General features: G+C 43.2%; 16 protein-coding genes. 9 read left to right on the top strand and 7 right to left on the bottom strand.

Going from position 1 to position 17,731, the window contains the following annotated elements; genetic code table 11:
• Positions 1 to 106: 106 nt before the first annotated feature.
• From ACSFC1_RS00720 to ACSFC1_RS00695, 6 genes are read right to left on the bottom strand one after another with little or no spacing between them, the layout of a single operon-like run.
• Positions 107 to 1,069 (bottom strand): TRAP transporter substrate-binding protein, encoded by a 963-nt coding sequence (locus ACSFC1_RS00720; RefSeq protein WP_435564223.1) that lies wholly within the window; start codon positions 1,067 to 1,069, stop codon positions 107 to 109.
• Positions 1,070 to 1,126: 57 nt separating this feature from the next.
• Positions 1,127 to 2,308 carry a Gfo/Idh/MocA family protein gene (locus tag ACSFC1_RS00715; protein WP_435564222.1) on the bottom strand — a complete coding sequence of 394 codons (1,182 nt, stop codon included), beginning with the start codon at positions 2,306 to 2,308 and terminating at the stop codon, positions 1,127 to 1,129.
• 11 nt (positions 2,309 to 2,319) lie between these two features.
• Positions 2,320 to 3,414, bottom strand: coding sequence for a M24 family metallopeptidase (locus tag ACSFC1_RS00710; RefSeq protein ID WP_435564221.1), 1,095 nt, complete (start codon positions 3,412 to 3,414; stop codon positions 2,320 to 2,322).
• Entirely contained in the window at positions 3,411 to 4,901 is a 1,491-nt protein-coding gene (locus ACSFC1_RS00705) for a tripartite tricarboxylate transporter permease (protein ID WP_435564220.1), read from the bottom strand. Before ACSFC1_RS00705 ends, ACSFC1_RS00710 begins: the two co-directional genes overlap by 4 nt.
• 12 nt (positions 4,902 to 4,913) lie before the next feature.
• Complete coding sequence (locus ACSFC1_RS00700; protein WP_435564219.1) at positions 4,914 to 5,363, bottom strand: tripartite tricarboxylate transporter TctB family protein; 450 nt, start codon at positions 5,361 to 5,363, stop codon at positions 4,914 to 4,916.
• A 46-nt stretch (positions 5,364 to 5,409) separates the two neighbouring features.
• Positions 5,410 to 6,378, bottom strand: a complete 969-nt coding sequence (locus ACSFC1_RS00695) for a tripartite tricarboxylate transporter substrate binding protein (protein WP_435564218.1) — start codon at positions 6,376 to 6,378, stop codon at positions 5,410 to 5,412.
• 368 nt (positions 6,379 to 6,746) lie between these two features.
• Here ACSFC1_RS00695 and ACSFC1_RS00690 point away from each other — a divergent pair, with 368 nt between their 5' ends.
• The 9 genes from ACSFC1_RS00690 to amrB all read left to right on the top strand — a co-directional run bounded on the left by ACSFC1_RS00690 (position 6,747) and on the right by amrB (position 16,306).
• On the top strand, positions 6,747 to 7,265 hold the full coding sequence (locus ACSFC1_RS00690) for a hypothetical protein (RefSeq protein ID WP_435564217.1): 519 nt from the start codon (positions 6,747 to 6,749) through the stop codon (positions 7,263 to 7,265).
• Positions 7,266 to 7,652: 387 nt separating this feature from the next.
• The gene (locus ACSFC1_RS00685) at positions 7,653 to 8,846 is read left to right on the top strand and encodes a type II secretion system F family protein (RefSeq protein ID WP_435564216.1); all 1,194 of its coding nucleotides are present in this window, start codon (positions 7,653 to 7,655) and stop codon (positions 8,844 to 8,846) included.
• Between the two features lie 60 nt (positions 8,847 to 8,906).
• The gene (locus ACSFC1_RS00680; protein WP_435564215.1) at positions 8,907 to 9,248 is read left to right on the top strand and encodes a hypothetical protein; all 342 of its coding nucleotides are present in this window, start codon (positions 8,907 to 8,909) and stop codon (positions 9,246 to 9,248) included.
• 4 nt (positions 9,249 to 9,252) lie between these two features.
• A complete protein-coding gene (locus ACSFC1_RS00675; RefSeq protein ID WP_435564214.1) occupies positions 9,253 to 10,239 on the top strand; it encodes a hypothetical protein in 987 nt (328 codons plus the stop codon).
• Entirely contained in the window at positions 10,211 to 10,789 is a 579-nt protein-coding gene (locus ACSFC1_RS00670; RefSeq protein WP_435564213.1) for a hypothetical protein, read from the top strand. Before ACSFC1_RS00675 ends, ACSFC1_RS00670 begins: the two co-directional genes overlap by 29 nt.
• Before the next feature lie 2 nt (positions 10,790 to 10,791).
• Positions 10,792 to 11,256, top strand: a complete 465-nt coding sequence (locus ACSFC1_RS00665; protein ID WP_435564212.1) for a hypothetical protein — start codon at positions 10,792 to 10,794, stop codon at positions 11,254 to 11,256.
• Complete coding sequence (locus ACSFC1_RS00660; RefSeq protein WP_435564211.1) at positions 11,253 to 11,729, top strand: hypothetical protein; 477 nt, start codon at positions 11,253 to 11,255, stop codon at positions 11,727 to 11,729. Before ACSFC1_RS00665 ends, ACSFC1_RS00660 begins: the two co-directional genes overlap by 4 nt.
• 12 nt (positions 11,730 to 11,741) lie before the next feature.
• Positions 11,742 to 15,470 carry a type II secretion system protein GspD gene (locus ACSFC1_RS00655; protein ID WP_435564210.1) on the top strand — a complete coding sequence of 1,243 codons (3,729 nt, stop codon included), beginning with the start codon at positions 11,742 to 11,744 and terminating at the stop codon, positions 15,468 to 15,470.
• Positions 15,467 to 16,306: an AmmeMemoRadiSam system protein B gene (gene amrB / locus ACSFC1_RS00650; RefSeq protein ID WP_435564209.1), complete on the top strand. Its 840-nt coding sequence runs from the start codon at positions 15,467 to 15,469 to the stop codon at positions 16,304 to 16,306. The genes ACSFC1_RS00655 and amrB overlap by 4 nt, the downstream gene beginning before the upstream one ends.
• On the opposite strand, the gene murJ is transcribed toward amrB, so the two are convergent.
• Positions 16,287 to 17,729, bottom strand: coding sequence for a murein biosynthesis integral membrane protein MurJ (murJ, locus tag ACSFC1_RS00645; RefSeq protein WP_435564208.1), 1,443 nt, complete (start codon positions 17,727 to 17,729; stop codon positions 16,287 to 16,289). The genes amrB and murJ overlap by 20 nt on opposite strands.
• Between the last annotated feature and the right edge of the window lie 2 nt (positions 17,730 to 17,731).

Below are 17,731 nucleotides of genomic sequence, written 5' to 3'. Positions count from 1 at the left end.
AAAGAAAGAACACACTTTACGTAACTTCGGCAACCTTTATGATTCTAACATATGTACCTTGCCTGGCAAATATTCGTATTTAAGGGTGCCTTGCGGCACCCTCAGTTTACTGTGCAAGGACCTCTGCCCAAGTCGTGACGGGCCAGGTAGTCTTGAAAAGTTCTTCCACGGCGGGCTTAGCCATCTCTCTTATGGTTTGAAGAACAGAGGAATCAAGCGTAACAACCTTCATACCGTTTTTCTCAAGTTCTGCTATTATATTGCTCTCGTTGTCTTTTATCTTCTGCGTAGCCCAAGCACAGACCTCATCGAGTATCGATTGAATGAGCTGCTGATCTTCTTTAGATAGCTTGTCGTAAGTCGTTTTGTTCATGGCTACCCAACCAACACCACACAAGTGATTTGTCAAAGTCAGGTAAGACTGAACCTCGTAGAGTTTGAAAGAGGAAATTTGCGTCAGATCTCCCTCAGAAGCTTCTGCTCTACCTTCCTTTAGAGCTTGATAGAGCTCAGTCAACGGAACTGTGACTGGTTTTGTGCCAAGGGCTTCCCATATCTTCACCCAGGTCGGGACAACCGGAAGTCTGAGTTTGATCTCCTTGAGGTCCGCTGGTCCATAAATAGGTTTGTTCGAAGTGAACTGTCTGTAACCGCGATAGACCGTCCCAAGACACACCATGTTACCCTTCTCGGCTATTTGAGCTTTTGCCTTTGCACCGAGAGGTCCATTCCAAACCCTCAGAAAATGCTCGTAATCTTTGATCACGAACGGTGCATTGACAAAGAAATATTGAGGAGCAAACACTTCCACGGGTCTTCCACCAGTGAACTGCATATCAACAACACCTTGCGAACATTGAGTGTTCGCATCTTCCTCAGAAACTGTACCGACGATCATCTCTACCACAATGCGACCATTAGTCTGTGCTTCAATCTTTTGTTTGAACAACTCCATAGCATCAGCCAGAACATGTCCCTTTTGAAATGGTGTGGCAGCTTTCAGCGTGATTTGGGCTCCTAAGACCATCATAGAGAAAAGCAGCATCAAGACAAGAATCCACTTTTTCATCTATCATCCCTCCTACCCTGAAAATTCCCCCAAGACACGCCCCACATGGCTTGAGGGTCAATCAATTTTCACCTTCCTCTGAAGCTCTGCAGAAAGATACGCAGCATAAATCACCTGGACAGTCTGTTTTGCAAGATCGAAACCAGATGCAGGTTCTCTGTTTTCAAGTACACTGAGTGCGAAGTCTTTCATCTCTTGTGGATAGCCCCTTGCCCAGAATTCATCCGCCGATGGGAAGCTATAACCTGCTTTCGTCTCGAGCTTTTCACAGATGTACTCATCTTTCCAGACAGTTTCATTAGGTGCGAACGCAACCACAGAATCATTTGGTGTCATGTTTGCAGTTATCACACCGTTCGACATGTATGCAGTTATTTTGTTCTTCACACCACCAAGACTGAGATCTGTTGAAAAAACGGTTGCTTTGGAACCATCATCAAAATCGATGATTGCCATTGACCAATCTTCAACATCCTCCCAACCTCTTGCCACATAACAAGGTCGATCTTTCAAAGACTCCATCTTTGTCAGGTAACCGATCTCTCCGACAACCGCCACTGGTTTAATGGGTCTGCCACTGCGTACGAGTCCCTCAAAATACTTCATGTGCAATACTGCTGCAATTGGATGCGAGCCAAGGCGCATCAAACTCCCCCCACCCGATGTTCTCCACTTCCTCGAATAGGAAGCTTGTGAACCTGAGTGACTGCACTCAGCTCTAAGTTCAAAAACAACTCCGTCGGAGACTCTTAGCAACCTTTTCATCTTCTCAACGGAGGGTGCATAAACCCAATTCTCTGCGTACATGAACTTGACGCCTGCTTGGGTGATTTTCTGCTCAATCAAGGTCATCTTTCTGGAAATCTCCTGGTACATCTTAGTTTTGGACACCTCGAATCCAACGTGTTCGATTCCTGGTTCATCCTCTCCGTAGTAACCGATGAGTGGTTTTTCACATATGACGTGCTTTTTGTTCTCGCAAGCCGAGAATATCACCGCATCGTGCAGCGCTGTCGGGGCACAAATGTCAACCACGTCGATTTCTTCACTTGCACACAGTTGTTCAAAGTTCTCAAAAACGAGTGGTACCTTGTACTGAGAAGCAAAGTTCTCAGCATTTTCCCTTTTCGAGGCACAAACACCAACGACCTCAATGAACTGACTGGTTTCTGCGAAAGCAGCCATGTGTATCTTGGCTATGAAGCCAACACCAACCATGCCGACACGAATCTTTTGCACACTAATACCCCCTATAAGACAATGACATCTGGTCTGACGAACTTAGCCCCGTTAACTTCAATCTCCAGTCTGGGAAAGATGAACGGTCTGGTTATCATCACAGGACCATCCTCAGTGACTATGAAGCCGTCCTCAGATTTCGTACCGCTGATCGTCGGATTCCAGCAAAAGGCTTGGTTTTTTCTCACTACTTCTTCACAAGATGGAGTTACTCTTATGTCGCGGGCATAGTATCCCATCGGACCTCCTTGATGATGACGCTTCCACTCATCTGAATAGCCCCGTTTTTGGTATTCTTCAATTGCTGCAAGTACCGGCACATTCATCTTCGTACCGATCTTTGTTTTCTCGATCATGATGCATTCTATTTCTACATTCTCTCTGTACTGCTCGATGTATTCTGATGGTGGTTTACCAAACCAGACGGTTCGAGTGATGGTTGTTATCAATCCCTTGTAGCGCGCATTTACAGAAACCATCACCATCCGCTGGATCTTCTTCGTTGTAGGAATCGGGTGACGGTAAAGTTTTGCCCTCTCGTCAGCGGCAACCATAAACCCAGTCGGATCGATTCTGTACTTCCAGAGCTCTGCGCTGATTCTGCCTGCGATTTCACATTCACTGTCCTGCGGCTTTGTGAAGAGCAAGACACTTTCAAGACTTCGCGATAGATTCTCACCAAGGTACATATACCGCTCAATCTCCGACTCAGTTAATTCATATCTCAATTTGTTGAACTGTGGCTCAACGTACTTCAATCCCCCCACCTGTGTATCACAACCTACTTCACCACTCACAATACTCTTCACAATATCTATTTCTCTGTTTTCAAACCAATCGTATTCAAGAATCTCAAAGAAATCGTCAACCTCTTCGTCTTTCATCCTCGGCGCTTCTATTTTGTTTGCAATCACGTATGCTCCGTCTTGAGTTATCAAAACAGATGTGACCCCCATTTCCGTTGCGATACCCACCATGTTCAAGCCACCGGCAGTCACCCAAGAGAAGTTGGGCTGTTTTTTCAAAAGCATTCCAACAAGATTTTGTTGATCGAGGAAATCTCTAACCCTTTTCAGTTTGATCTCAATTTCTTGTGCTCTTGTCATCTCTTTGCCTCCTTTTTCGAAGCCCTGTAAGAACTCACTATTGAAAGAGTTGCGGACAAAAGAGCAAACAGAATCAGTGTCAAGGAAATAGGACGTTTGAAGATCACAAACCAATCATTCTTGGATGTCAAGAGTGCACGATTCAAATTCTGTTCAGCCATTGGACCCAAGATCAACCCGAGAACGAGCGGAGGCATTGGAAACTCTGCTTTTCTCATAAAATAACCTATCACACCAAAAGCGAGAGCAACAAAGACATCGTACATGTTATTGCGCAGCGCAAAAGATCCAACAACACACAAAACCAAGACTATCGGCATGAGTATCTCGTCACGAACCTTCAAAATGCTCGGGGCTGCAATTATTGAGACAAAGCCCACTGCAAGCATCAGCAACTGTATGATGAACCATCCGGCAAAGAGTGTATATACAACATCTGGATACTGCGCAAAGAGCAGTGGACCTGGTTTAACACCTATCAATATCAGCGCACCCAACATCACCGCCGTCACTGCATCACCAGGAATACTCAGTGCCAAGGTGGGAACCATCGCACCCCCAGTAACTGCATTGTTAGTGGTTTCACAGACAGCAACGCCTTCCAAAGCACCTTGGCCAAATTTATCTTTGTTCTTCGACCATCTTCGCAGCTCGTTGTAAGCAAGGAAGGTGGCAATCGTTCCACCTGTTCCAGGAAGTACACCTATGAAGACCCCAATGACAGAGCCAACCAGAACTGCGAGCAAAATACCGCGAAATTCATCCCATGTGAGCCACAGTCCTCGAATGGAAAAAGTGGTCTGTTCAACTCTTTGTCTTTTTCCTATTCTCTCAAGAACTTCTGCTACAGCAAAAACACCTATCATAACAGGCAGAAAATCAAAACCGTTGTCCAAAGCAGGTATGCCGAAGGTAAGTCTCTCTGTACCTCTTATATTGTCAATTCCTATCATTGCCAGCAGCAAACCGATCAAACCAGAGACAATACCTTTTAGGAGATTCTTCCCCGAGACACTTGCTATGATCGTCAACCCAAAGATTGCCAAGGAGAAATATTCAGCGGGACCGAACTTCAAAGCGATTTTTGCAAGAAAAGGAGCCAGAAATATCATACAAACACCGCTGACAAGTCCACCTATTACAGAACCTATCAATGCAGCACTCAGCGCCTTTCCTGCTTTGCCTTGTTGAGCCAATGGGTAACCATCGATTGCTGTCGCCGCCGCAGAGGGAGTACCCGGCGTTCGAAGCAAAATCGCAGCTATTGAACCACCGAACATAGAAGCACAATACATCGCAACAAGCATTAATAACGCTATTTTCGATTCAAGATAGTAAGTGAACGGCAGAAGCAATATTATTCCCATCGAAGAGGTCACACCTGGCAAAGCTCCCACAACTATGCCACTGATCACACCGAGCACCATCAACAAGAAAGTGGATGGTTGAAGTGCGATCTTTATTCCTTCAACCCAATAGTTGAGCATATTCAACACCTCTCACAGAGAAAAACGTGGTAGGGGGACTTTGAAAACATGTGCAAAGACAAGGTACACAGCAATCGTTGTTGTAATACTTATGATGATGTTCAACAGATGTCTTTTCATTCCGAAAACATACATTGAAGCAAACAGAAAGACTGGTGTCAAATACACAAATCCTATCCGATCCAGAAGTAAGGCATAAAAGAAAAAGACAGCAACTAAGAACCCTATCTTCTTGAGATTACCTGACTCGAAATCCCTTTTCTGCTTAACGTGTTTTGTAACCAATGCCTTCAGAACAAGAACAGCACCACAAATCATCATCATCGTCGTAATCAATCTGGGAAAATCAGCAGGACTCAAACCTATTTTCACTGGTCTTATCTTCAGAGTCTGTAAATAGAAGGCAAATCCCGTTAAAAACACTATGGAACCAGAAAGAAGATCTTTCGCGCGCGAAGACATACCGTTATCCTCCCAGAACCCCCCCACCTGACGGTGGGGGGAAAGATCACTTACCGTATTTTTCTCCAAGTCGTCTACTTTTCATCAAAGCTTCCCAAAATTGGCTCTGGTCTCTCATGAACTTCTGGTAGGTAGCAGAATCCATATACGAAATCATGCAACCAAGTTCCTTTGCTTTTGCGAGGAAATCGGGATCGTTGATGCACTTGTACAAGATATCGTGCAAAACCTTCACAGTCTCAAGAGGGGTACCTCTTGGTGCTGCAACGCCTCGCCACATGCCAAGCCTGAAATCATACCCCTGCTCCACCGCAGTAGGTACGTCAGGAAAGACTGAGAGTCTGTTCGCGCCCAAAACCCCAAGAACTCTTAACTGACCACTCTGCACATTAGTTACGCCTTCTGGAGCCGCTGCAATCACCGCATCAACATGTCCACCAACGAGCGCTGTTATCGCTGGTCCACCACCTTCATACGGTACGTGTACGAACTTAACACCAACGAATTCTTCAAAGGCTACGGCAACAAGATGATTTCCTCCTCCAGCACCACCATTACCAAGGGTTATCGTCTCAGGATTCTTGCGAGCTGCTTCAACCAGATCAGTCAACGTTTTGTAAGGAGAATCCGACCTAACCAAGATGTAACTGGGATCGTGAACTATGTTTATCACTGGAACAAAGTCGTCAATTGTGAACTTAACCTCACTCCAGTGAATCTTCGTGATGATTGCTGCTTGAATTGACAGAAGTGTGTAACCGTCTGGCTTGGCTTTCAAGAACTCCATCACACCAGTGACAGCACCAGCGCCTGGTATGTTGTTCACGACCAAAGGTTGACCGTTCGCATACTTCGGGAACACCGATGCAACCGCTCGGAAAATCAAATCTGTTGCTCCTCCAGCAGAATAGGGAACTATGATCGTGACTGGTCTGGTTGGAAAGTCTGCACCCAAGGCTATTGAACAAAAAACCGCACCGAGCAAAACCACTATCAAGACGTGCTTGCCTTTCATCCATCACACCTCCCCAAAAAATAATTTTTTGATGTATTCTCTGATTATAGACATCTGCGAAAGAATTTTATCTGATTTACATTTCTTTGAGATGACTTTCATGTCATTACTCTTTCATACACGTGTATTAAACGTTACAATTCATGTACTTTGTAACATTCGCATATCAATTAACAGAAAAACACAGCAATTAAAAACCACTGATAGCTTCCAGCTGGCAGATTCCTATCTCAGGCACTTTCATCTCCCGGCTATAGTTTGCTTCTATCCTCTATAAGAGTATGCAAGATGACTTACGAAAAGAGCAAAGGTTGGTGTAAGATAGTAAGTAAGGGATTTGCGGACACTTCAAAACAGGGGGGATTATGATGAAGAGAAATGTAATAGTCATATTCATTTCTATTCTAACGCTTCTTGCTCAACTGGTCCTTGCTCAGAACACATGGACTACAACAAACAGGAAAGATCCGATGACTGAAAAGATCACTTGGTATGCCCTTTCACCATCAGTTTCTCCAATCGAGAAGATGTCCTTTCCTTATGAAAAAACGCAAGCCTCGATAGTTGTCGCAAGACAAGGAAAAGAAGAATGGGTGTACATAAGTTTTAACGTTAGACCCAATATAGTGGGAGGATCCATAGTGGATGGCTACGAAGTTATAACCACAAGGATAAAATGGGACAATTCTCAGCCAGTGTATGCAAAGTTTCTCACACAATTTGGTTCCAAGTTGCTACTTTTCGAAAACACAATGGAGATAATACAAAAAATACTCCTACACAGGAAGCTCATTGTTGAATTGGACTGGTACGGTCAAGGGCTTGTCCACTTTGAGTTCTCATTAGAAGGTGCGGCAAACGCAATTACTCAAATCAGGAGAAAGTGAAAAAACTCAACAAACGACTCAAAGAAATTGAATCTTCTCGTAGCTCCAAAGGCTACGCTTTTTGGACCAGAATGGTCAGTAGTCTCATTTCAGATGGTTGAAAAAGAATACGAGTGAGTCCAAAGACTGTTCTTCCTTCTTTTGTATGCACAGTTTTGATCTTCAAAAACAGCACGATTACAATGAAATTACAATCAAAAAAAATAGATTCTCCTCATGAACTTGGCAGTGGCAGGATATCAAAATAACACATTTGATGATTAAATTAAATGATAGAATAATTCATCACCAACTCGAGATTTCTGATGAACAAATGAAAATGTTTGATCTTGTGCGCTTCCTCCTGCGACTTCAGTGGTATACTATAAAACAAGAGGGTGAACGTGAATGCCTTACTACAGATATACTGCCATCGACAAAACCGGCAAGCGGGTCAGTGGGGTTTTGGAAGCTGATAATGAATCGCAAATCATTGATCTGCTCAAGAAAAGACAGTATGCCGTACTAAAAGTTCAGCAAGTTTCCACGAAGAGAGAACGAATCCTCTTTGGTATATCGCTCGCCGAACTGGTCATTTTCTCAAGACAGCTCTCGACCATGGTGGGCGCAGGTGTGAGAATAAAAGATGCTCTTGCGATACTTTCAAACCAGTTGGTTTTCTCGAGCAGATTTCGAAAGATAATCAACCATCTTGTGGTTTCCTTGGAGACAGGTTCCACTTTTTCTGAAGCCTTGAGAAATGAACGCGTTTTTGATTCGATCTTTATAAACTTGGTCTCTGCCGGTGAAGAAGGAGGCGTACTGGACAAGTCACTGGAAAAGGCGGCTGATTTCTACGAGGCATCGAAACGTTTGCAAGATGAAGTGAAGTCAGCGATGGCATACCCGATTTTCGTTCTGATCTTCGCAATAGGTGTTATCTTTATTATATCTTTCTACATACTCCCAAGATTGATAGGTGCCTTTGGTAGTATACCAACTTCAGGTATAGTGAGCTTTCTAATGAATGTGAACGGCTTTCTGAGCCGGCATTGGCTTGGATCACTCATAACAGCTGCCCTTATTGCTGTAGGTCTGATCATCTTTATGAAAACGAGGTTTTCAATGTACCTGAAAGAGTTGCTTGCAACCCTCTTCCCCCCAGCAGCCAAACTGCGAAATATGATGGGCATTGAGCGTTTCTGTAGAACGCTTTCGGTCTTGACAGGCAGTGGTGTGCTTTTGACAAAGGCGGTTGAGATGGCAGCAGCGGCATCGAACAATCCTCGACTTGTCAAGAGAAGTAAATTGGTGAGCGATAGAGTCAAAGAAGGTGCCAGTTTGAGGCAGGCGATGATCGAAGCTGGTCTCTTCCCACAGATTGTCTACGAACTGGTTGGCACAGGCGAAGAAACAGGTAAACTTGAAGAAGTGTTGGCAAAGGTGGCAGATTTCTATGAAGATCAAGTGAGAGTAGGTGTGAAGAAACTGGTTTCATTGATCGAACCGATGCTGATCGCCGGTGTGGGTGGATTTATCGCATTCATGGCTTTTACGATGTACAGCACTATCTTCCAGCTGCAGCAGACTATAGGAAGGTGAGCGAGTCTGCTCATAGAATCGCTGATAAAACTTCTAGTCGTCGCTGGTTTTCTGTGTACGATGGTATATGGTATCTCTTGGTTGAGTGACGTGCAAAAGCAGATAGAACCATATTATGCCAAATGTGCTGTATTCAAAGCTTTGGATTGGGTTGATGGTGAAATTCCTGGAACTGTTACCGTTGCTCAGCACAAAGGCACTTTGGTGATCAAGGCGATACCGGTAAAGGGATCACCGAAGACCATATCTTTAGAGACAAACAGCCAAGTCAAAGTGAAAGCCAAAGATTATCCAACCATCGTGACCTCACCAAACGGTGTTCTCAGAGCTGGAACAGTTGAGACAGCTGACTGGACAATGACCTTTCCACCTGTTGTGACGAAGATAAATATAAAGAGGTGATGCGATGCAGATCTTTCATAAAATCATCACAGCAATAGACATCACCAAAAGATACATTTCACTTGCAAGAGGCAGAAAATCAAGAGGCATACTGACTTTGACAGAGAGTTTTTATGTTGAAAACAAAGAGAATGAAGATCCATCCAAAAAACTTGCTGAACTTGCAAAAAGGATAAGACCTGACGTTGAAGACATTGTGGCTGTGAATTTCCCCAACGAAAATCTCTTGTTCTACACAGTGGATGCACCAGGTGGGTTGAAACCGAGAGATGACAGAGAGTATGCACGAACTGAAGTCTCGAGGCTATTGAACCTGCCGAGTAACGAAATCGTTGTCGAGACGATCAGAACTCCTGTTAGAAAAATGCTTGTTATCGTTTCCAAGCAAAAAGATGTGAACGAAATCATATCTACGATCACTCAAGCGGGTTTCTCTGAGCCAGATGTAGTTCTACCAGATCCCTTCAAGTACCTTGAAATAGCAGAGATTGCTACTACGTCCACTTGTGTCTTGTTACTCTTCACACCAGAGTACGCAGCAGTGATAATACTCATATCGAAGATTCCTGTAGCAGTTAGAACCTTTGCTTACTCAACATGGGAAATGATCGACATCTTGGCAGAAGAAACAGGTTTCTCTGTTGAAGACATTCACAAGAGTTCTGAAGCATTTGAATCTTCAAATATTTCATCCATGGTGAATTCTTTCTTGGCAGATCTACCTTACAGCGTTGAACGTGAAACGATATTTCTTCTGAACAGTGTTTTGTCTGGCACGTCGATAAGAGAAGTTTCAAAATTCTATATCCTATGTGATCCTCCCGCTTTGACGAGTTTTTACGTGAAGGCTTTCAACCAGTTCGAAACCTTTCAAGGAAAAGTAGAAGATGCAAAGTTCTCTTTGAAATCAGCCGAAGCTGGTGTTGGAGTGCTTGGAGTATTTGTGAGGGGTGGTGCTGAATTTGGAAAGAATAAACTTGTACAGGCGTAAGAAACAAGTACTCAAATTGTCTTCCTTTTTGGTACTCTTAGCCGCTCTTATATCACCCGTCATAGCGGTTAGATTCACCACGGAATTCTACAAACAATCTGTCATGAACTCTCTTCGTTCACAACATAGTTATGTTTTACAGAAGTATCAAATCACTTTGAAGACCTCTCAGCTCAAAGATCAGTTGAACAACATTATTACGAGAAATCAAAGTCTCTACACTCAGAGCAAAAGATTGCAAGACAGAATCGATGTACTCGAGACTCACTTAACCAGTTACGAAAACGGCAGCAATCACATCAAAGAACTCTTGAATCTTTGGGGTAATAAAAGCGATGACTGGATGATGCTTTCGCAGATCAGTCTCGATAATCAACTGATTTTGACCTTTTTTGAGCTTTACACACCTGAGAAGGAATCAAGGGCTGAAAGAATTTTTCAGAAACTCGCGGAACTTGGTTACAAAGTGAGCAAGATAGTTGATTATGATACCTCTATGAGTTTTCTTTCAATGAGGTTGACAAAGATCACTCTCCAAGGTGGGCGATGACGATGCCACGCAAAATGGCCATTATCCTGTCAATTTTGATTTTTTTAGCATTAGCGGCTTATTTTGACGTTTACGATTATCTGAGGTTCAACACATTTGTCAAGAAGATAGACGACGAACTCTTCAGAATGGCGGAACTGGATAAAAACATCACGGCAAAGAGGGAGTACATCGATACACTCGAAAAGATCATTCAGCCAAGAATGAGACTCGATGAAATAAAAGAACTGGCAAGAACAGTGAACCTCGATTTTTCTATTGAGAAGGACGGAACGTATGTTCTTCAAGGCGAAACGAGTTCCGAGGTCTTCTCACGCGTTTTGGTAGCAATTCTGAACTCAGCCAATCTGAACATCAAATCAATGAATGTGACGAACAATTTGAGGGTTCCTGTTGACATCCCTGGAATTACAAACGAAGGATCGGTTAGGTTCAAAATCGTTTTAACGGGTGTGATGGTCGAATGAACAAAAGAATACTTTTCTTCATCATTCTTTTAATCGGTGTGTGGAGCGTAGCCATATACTTTTTGTTCTTCTACGGGAAAGGTACTAAACCCACATCTGTGTCTAAACCACAGCCAACACAGCAGGTTACGCCAATGAGGAGAAGGCTTAGGAGCGAAGATCTGAGCAGAATATCGATGCTCTTACAACTCACCACACAAGAGATCGATCCATTTAAGCCATACAGATTGCACTTTGATGAGGAAAAACTCAACGCCAGTATACTTTCGTCCATAGAACCACTATCAGGGTACAAGTTTGCAGGTTATCTCAAAGGAGAAGTTGAAAGAGCAATTCTATTGGTGAATCAAAATCAGATTCAGAGAAGAGCACTAAATGACATGTTAGATGGTAGGTATCTGATTCTTCACGTGACCAGTTTTGCCGTTGCTGTACTTGATCTTCAGACGGGAAATCTGTATACAATAAGGTGAGGGGGAGTTCGCATGAAGAAAATTCTCGTCTTCTTGCTCCTGGTTTTGACAGTTGTATTACTTGGAGCAGAAATCAGAGCCATAGTGCCATCATTTGAAAAAGGCAGGGTGAGTTTCAAAATTGAAACTGACGCTGTCTTGGACAAGAATAACCTCTTTGTCGAGAAGAATGCCGCCGGCTCCTTGGTATCAGTGCACCTGAAAGATGTGGCTTTAACAAACTCTCCGTTCTTTCTGCCAGTTGCTTATGGACCGGTTGATTCATTGAGGGGTATAGGTACCTATCAAGGATCATTGATCATCTTCCAACTTTTGGTACCAACACAACCAGAAATAGAGATCGTGGGTAAAGTACTTAAAGTAACCTTTAAGAGTTCTGAAAAACTCGTAGATCTTGTTTTGACCGACATCAGCAACTTAGAGACCGCCGTTAAGTTCCTCGCAGAAGAGCTGAAGATGAACGTGGTTGTATCAGATTCTGTCAAGACAATCAAGCTGTCTTTGAAGCTCTCTCAGATAACCCCGGAAGAAGCCTTGAGAAACATACTCTTAACGGTTAAGGTTGGATCAGAACCACTTGCTTACAGCTATATGCCAGACGGCACGTTACACATTGGCACTAAAAGTGAGATCTCTTCAAGATTCGCCCAATTTTGGGGAATATACGATGTGAAAGACCAAGAGTTGGTTGAAAGGTTGCAAAAAGTTCTTTCTCCGACAACGGTCATGACGTATCTGCCAAACAAAGCCGTACTGTTCGTCTATGGTGATATATACGAGCAAGAGTTGATAGCCAGAATACTCTCGATAGCCCCACCGTCTGTCACAAGGGAGATCACCGTTTCAGCACCAACTGAAGACGTAACAAAGTTGCTCGAATCACTCAAAAAGGTTTATAAATTTGATTTCAACCTCCTTGAAGGTTTGAACAAATACATCATCGTCGGCGATTCAAAAACAATCCAGACGGTTCTCAGCTACGTAAATCAGCTCGAAGAGCGCTTCAGAAAGTCTGAAGCCGAAAAAGTACATCAACCGACAGATCTCCAGCCTCAGCCACAGATTCTTTCAAAACAGTTCACAGTGATCTACCCTGAAGAAGCCGCTGAGATACTGAAAATTTCAGGATACGAAGTCTTGGTGATGCCCTTTGGCGTTTTGGAGGTAGCTGGTTCCGAATTCCAGCTGCAAATAGCAGAAAGGATTTTGCAAGATTTTGGCTTCTTAGAAAAGGCTGAAATTGATTCACTGAGTGTCCCAAAAGTGGTACGAAACCAATTGAGAGCTTTACTCAGTGAACTATTTGGAATACCCGAATCGCGCTTTGTGGAAACAGAAGATGGTCTGTTGATAATCGCTCCATCGCAGGTGCGAGAAAATGTTAGGTCTGTTGCGGCTCAACTGATTCAGTATTTGTACTCTTTGGAGTATTCAGAAGTCTTCTTCCTCAGTGACGAAGAGACCGCATCGCAGGTTTCAGAGATCATAAGCAAGATATACGGTATTGAAACCATCTCGGTTCAAAATGTCCTGAAAGCGACAGGCACAGATGAAGAACTCAGCAAAGTCAAAAACTTTTTGAGAACCTTTGTGAAAGACAGACTCGTCAGAACCATAGATGTGAAAGGTTTCACTGACGAAGTCTATTCGGAAGTCAAAACATTAATCGAAAGTAGATTCGCTGTGAGAATCGAAGCAAATCTAAAGTCCTTGGATATGATCCTGATGAGCTCTTACGATAAACAAGATCTTGAAGAAGCCATAGGAGAGATCAAAAGACTCAATGCCTTGATCGCATCAAAGGCGTTTGTGAGACTCGTCCCTGTGATTGTAAATCTTCCACTTGAAGATACAAAACTCATCCTTCTGAAGATGTTTGGTGTGGACTTGGAAGAAACAGCTGTGTTCTACGTGCTTTCTGGTGAGAAAGAAAAGGTCATTGAGGCTGAGAGATTTCTTGAAGATCAGATCAAACCACTGATAGGGAAAGAGAATTACGCTTTGATTTTACTCCCAGAGTACATGGATATGCAGAATCTATCGAGTATCTTAGAGACTTTGACCAGCGTGAAGGTTTATACGATAAACCAACTGATGATCTTGCAAGGGACCAAAGAAAGAATAGAAAGCGCACAAAAACTGATCGATGAGATTCAGCAAAGAGTGAAAGTACCATCTGGTGAAGTTTATTCACTGGTTTTGTTGCCAGAGTACATGGATATGCAGAATCTATCGAGTATCTTAGAGACTTTGACCAGCGTGAAAGTCTACACGATAGGTCGTTTGATGATTTTGCATGGGATTAAGGAAGCGGTAGAAAGAGCTGAAGATTTCATAATGCAGGTCCAAGAAAAAATCCCCGAGCCGACTAAGCCCACTTTGATAGTACAGATACATCAGTACGTAGAAGAAATCGCAACCGATCAATTCCAGAGTTTTCTTGAATCGATTGGCATCCCTGTGAAGCTTGATGTCTATGAAAAACTCGGAGTGGTTGTTTTTTCAGGGAAACCTGAGGATGTAGAAAAGGCAGTTTCGAAATACGAAGAGTTCTCAGAAAAACTGAGGCAAGAAGCCGAACTATCGATACTACAAGCTCAGCCGATCAAAGTGGAGAAAAACCAAGATGGTACAATTTCTATCAAATGCAGCGATGCATCACTCATGGAAGTCATCTCGATCGCTGCCGAAAATTTCGGCGTATCACTCGCTTTTGTGAATTATCCAACCGAGACCATAACGATGAACGTCTCTTCAATAAGCTGGAACCAACTCAAAAGGCTCGTTGAAGAACAGTATGGCTATTCATTTGTAGAAGCAGAAAATGTCACGGCATTTGTAAAACCAAAACCAGTTCCTGACACTACAAAAGAAGAAAAATTCATATACACGATACCACACAACCTCGACAATGCGAAATCATTGGTTGAGTTCTACGGTGGAAAGGTTCATCTGGACAACATCAGGAATTTGATGGTGGTAACTGGTTTGACCAAAGAGGCACGTGAGGAGCTCGAAAAACTGATGCAAGAGGTCTCTAAGCCTCTTGAACAAGTTGAGATCGAAGCTCGGCTGGTCGATAGATCTTTAATCGACGAGCTGGAAAGATCGTTATCTTTTAAGATAGATTTACCAGGTCCTGCCAATCCTGAGCTGAGCCTGAGTGGATCTGAGCTCAACATCACAACAAGCGTGATAAGTCTCTTTGATTATCAAAGATTTCTATCGTTTTTGCCCAATGCCTCAATCACGATCTCATCGAAAGCAAGTGATTCAAAGAATCTGGACAATTTGCTCGCTAGTCCAAGGATTGTCACAAGTAGCGGCAGGGAAGCCAGAATACTCATTGGAGATAGAATACCTTACCAGACTGTAGACGCCGAAGGGAATGTAACGGTGAATTTCTTAGACACGGGTATCGAACTCAAGATAACCCCGTTTGTGACGTCTGACGGAACCATTGAACTTCTCGTCTACACAAAGGTGAGTAAACCAACCTACTACCCAAACATAAATATTCCTGGTGAAAGCACACGCGAAGCGAATACTCACGTGGTGATAAAGAACGGAGAAACATTGGTTATAGGCGGTCTCATCAGAGAAGTAAAGGAGCATAGTGAATCGAAAGTACCTATTCTTGGAGACCTACCGTTCATCGGTCAACTGTTCAGAACTAAAACAGAAAAGGCAGATAAACGTGAGTTGGTGATCTTTATAACAGCACGGGTGATAGAACGATGAAGAGATCTGCTGTAGTTGCCGGATCATTTTATCCAAGCTCTGCTTCGAGATTGAAAGAAAGCATAGAGATGTGTTTTAAGTCATCGCTTGGTCCTGGTTATGTACCGAGCAAACCATATGAGAAATCTCAGAAAAATTTAGCCATAATTGTACCGCATGCTGGCTACATTTACAGCGGTCCTGTTGCAGCACACGCTTATGCAGAAGCTGCCAAATTTGGAAAACCAGAACTGGTTGTCTTGATTGGTCCAAATCACACAGGTTTTGGACCGCAGATCAGTGTCTGGAAGGAAGGTGAATGGGAAACACCACTTGGCAGTACAGAAGTTGACATAGAAGCCAGTGAGATCTTCTTAAACAGCTGCGATGAAGCAGCTGAGAACTATGAAGCGCACATGAACGAACATTCACTCGAAGTTCAGCTACCATTCTTACAGCATGTCTTTAGTGAGATCAGAATACTACCAATTTGCATCTTCCCAGTTTTGATCAAGACATGTGAAAAGATAGCCAAAGGTCTGGATACCGTTGCCTCAAATCGTAATTCTGTTCTGTTCGTTTTCTCGACAGATTTGAACCATTATGAGAGTGAAGAGATCACAAAGAGAAAGGATCAAATGGCTATAGAGAAGATAATTGCAAAAGATCCTGTAGGACTTTACACAGTTGTGGCAAGGGAAAGAATCACCATGTGTGGCTTAGCAACGGTGGCGAGTTTGCTCTTCATGAAACACTTTGGCAAGCCAAGATTGTTATCTCACGCAACGAGTGCAGATGTTACCAAGGACAGAACACAGGCAGTTGGTTACGCAAGTTTTATCTGCGAACCAGCTTGAGAATTTCACCGATTTCCGGTATTTTGAAGATCTTACAGGCTATAGCATAGACAAAGATTCCAATCAGAACGAGTAGTATTGTAAAGAAACGTGAATCATTGGACAATGAAAGAAGAGATATGACACTAATCATGACAATCGATGCACCGATCACCTTCGATAGGTGCACCAGATTAATCTTTGGTCTTGCCTTGTAGATTAAATAAATCATGCCTGAAAGACCTGCTATTGAAGTTGCCAAGGCTATGCCTGAAACATTGAACGCGAAGCCAAGTACAAAGTCGAGTACAGCGTTGACGACAAAAGAGATGAGAGTTGCTTTAAAAGGCGTTTTCATATCTTTTTTTGCGTGAAATCCTCTCGAAATTACAGCCATTATTGAATAGAGAGGAAGACCCAATGAATAATAAAACAACACCTTACTCGTAATGATTGTATCTTGATACGTGAAGGCTCCGTGTTGATAAACCAAAATTATTAGCCTTCTGCTCAAAGCCATAAGTCCAAACATTGAAGGAATCGTTAGAAACAAAGACAATTTGATCGATTCAGAAAGATGAACCTGCGATCGATCCGATTCGTTGACCATCATTGGCAAGACAACAGTTGCCATCGCAACACCGAATACCCCAAAAGGCAATTGATAAAACCTATTGGCATACTGCATCGCAGAAACGCTCCCAGGTCCCAACATCGATGCCACATTCACATCGATCAGAACGTTGAACTCAGAAACAGTCATCGCCAGCAACGCTGGGAAGAAGAGCTTGAAGAACTCTTCCACTCCATTGAAAGAAGGTCTGTAGCTGAATCCAACCTTTCTCGATCCAGGTATTAGACTCACAAACATCAGCAGCCCACCAACTGTGAAACCAAGAGTGGGACCCAAAATGGGTGGATCAAAAACTCTCGCAAGGAGTGTTCCAGCTATCACACCTATGTTCATCAGAGTTGGTGAAACTGCTGGTAGAAAGAACTTGTTGTGCGAGTTTTGAATAGCGTAAAGTACCGCCCACAAGAATATGAACACAATAAAAGGCATGCTTATCCTTGAAAGCATCGCAGTCAAATCTTGTGCCTTTCGGTCAGCTCCACTGGAAAGAAGAGTGGGTACTATCTTTGGAAAGACTTCGATCAACAGAGTGAGCGAAACAGTCACAATACCAAGGGTTGTTATCACAGCCGAAGCAAATTCGTTGCTCTTGTTTTTTTCGTTGTACAGTGGAACAAAAGCAGAGGTCATTGCTCCTTCTGCAAAAGCGCGCCGAAGCAAAAAAGGGAAGGAAATCGCAACCACATAGGCATCAAACTCTATCCCTGCACCGAATTCGTGAGCTAAAAGAACATCTCTGATCAAGCCTGTAGAACGAGAAATCAGTGTCGCTATGGCAAATAGGACACCGTATTTCATCATTTTCGTCATTT

This window comes from Pseudothermotoga sp. U03pept, from assembly GCF_051235805.1.
In the GTDB taxonomy this organism is placed as follows: domain Bacteria; phylum Thermotogota; class Thermotogae; order Thermotogales; family DSM-5069; genus Pseudothermotoga_B.
The sequence above is the reverse complement of the archived record's forward strand: the minus strand, read 5'-3'. Positions and strand labels throughout refer to the sequence as shown.

Excerpts from the sequence above, each read along its gene's own strand:
- ACSFC1_RS00685 (WP_435564216.1), top strand. The coding sequence starts at position 7,653 with ATGCCTTACTACAGATATACTGCCATCGACAAAACCGGCAAGCGGGTC.
- ACSFC1_RS00660 (WP_435564211.1), top strand. The coding sequence starts at position 11,253 with ATGAACAAAAGAATACTTTTCTTCATCATTCTTTTAATCGGTGTGTGG.
- ACSFC1_RS00695 (WP_435564218.1), bottom strand. The coding sequence starts at position 6,378 with ATGAAAGGCAAGCACGTCTTGATAGTGGTTTTGCTCGGTGCGGTTTTT.
- ACSFC1_RS00655 (WP_435564210.1), top strand. The coding sequence starts at position 11,742 with ATGAAGAAAATTCTCGTCTTCTTGCTCCTGGTTTTGACAGTTGTATTA.
- murJ (WP_435564208.1), bottom strand. The coding sequence starts at position 17,729 with ATGACGAAAATGATGAAATACGGTGTCCTATTTGCCATAGCGACACTG.
- amrB (WP_435564209.1), top strand. The coding sequence starts at position 15,467 with ATGAAGAGATCTGCTGTAGTTGCCGGATCATTTTATCCAAGCTCTGCT.
- ACSFC1_RS00680 (WP_435564215.1), top strand. The coding sequence starts at position 8,907 with ATGGTATATGGTATCTCTTGGTTGAGTGACGTGCAAAAGCAGATAGAA.
- ACSFC1_RS00705 (WP_435564220.1), bottom strand. The coding sequence starts at position 4,901 with ATGCTCAACTATTGGGTTGAAGGAATAAAGATCGCACTTCAACCATCC.
- ACSFC1_RS00690 (WP_435564217.1), top strand. The coding sequence starts at position 6,747 with ATGAAGAGAAATGTAATAGTCATATTCATTTCTATTCTAACGCTTCTT.
- ACSFC1_RS00675 (WP_435564214.1), top strand. The coding sequence starts at position 9,253 with ATGCAGATCTTTCATAAAATCATCACAGCAATAGACATCACCAAAAGA.
- ACSFC1_RS00665 (WP_435564212.1), top strand. The coding sequence starts at position 10,792 with ATGCCACGCAAAATGGCCATTATCCTGTCAATTTTGATTTTTTTAGCA.
- ACSFC1_RS00710 (WP_435564221.1), bottom strand. The coding sequence starts at position 3,414 with ATGACAAGAGCACAAGAAATTGAGATCAAACTGAAAAGGGTTAGAGAT.
- ACSFC1_RS00700 (WP_435564219.1), bottom strand. The coding sequence starts at position 5,363 with ATGTCTTCGCGCGCGAAAGATCTTCTTTCTGGTTCCATAGTGTTTTTA.
- ACSFC1_RS00720 (WP_435564223.1), bottom strand. The coding sequence starts at position 1,069 with ATGAAAAAGTGGATTCTTGTCTTGATGCTGCTTTTCTCTATGATGGTC.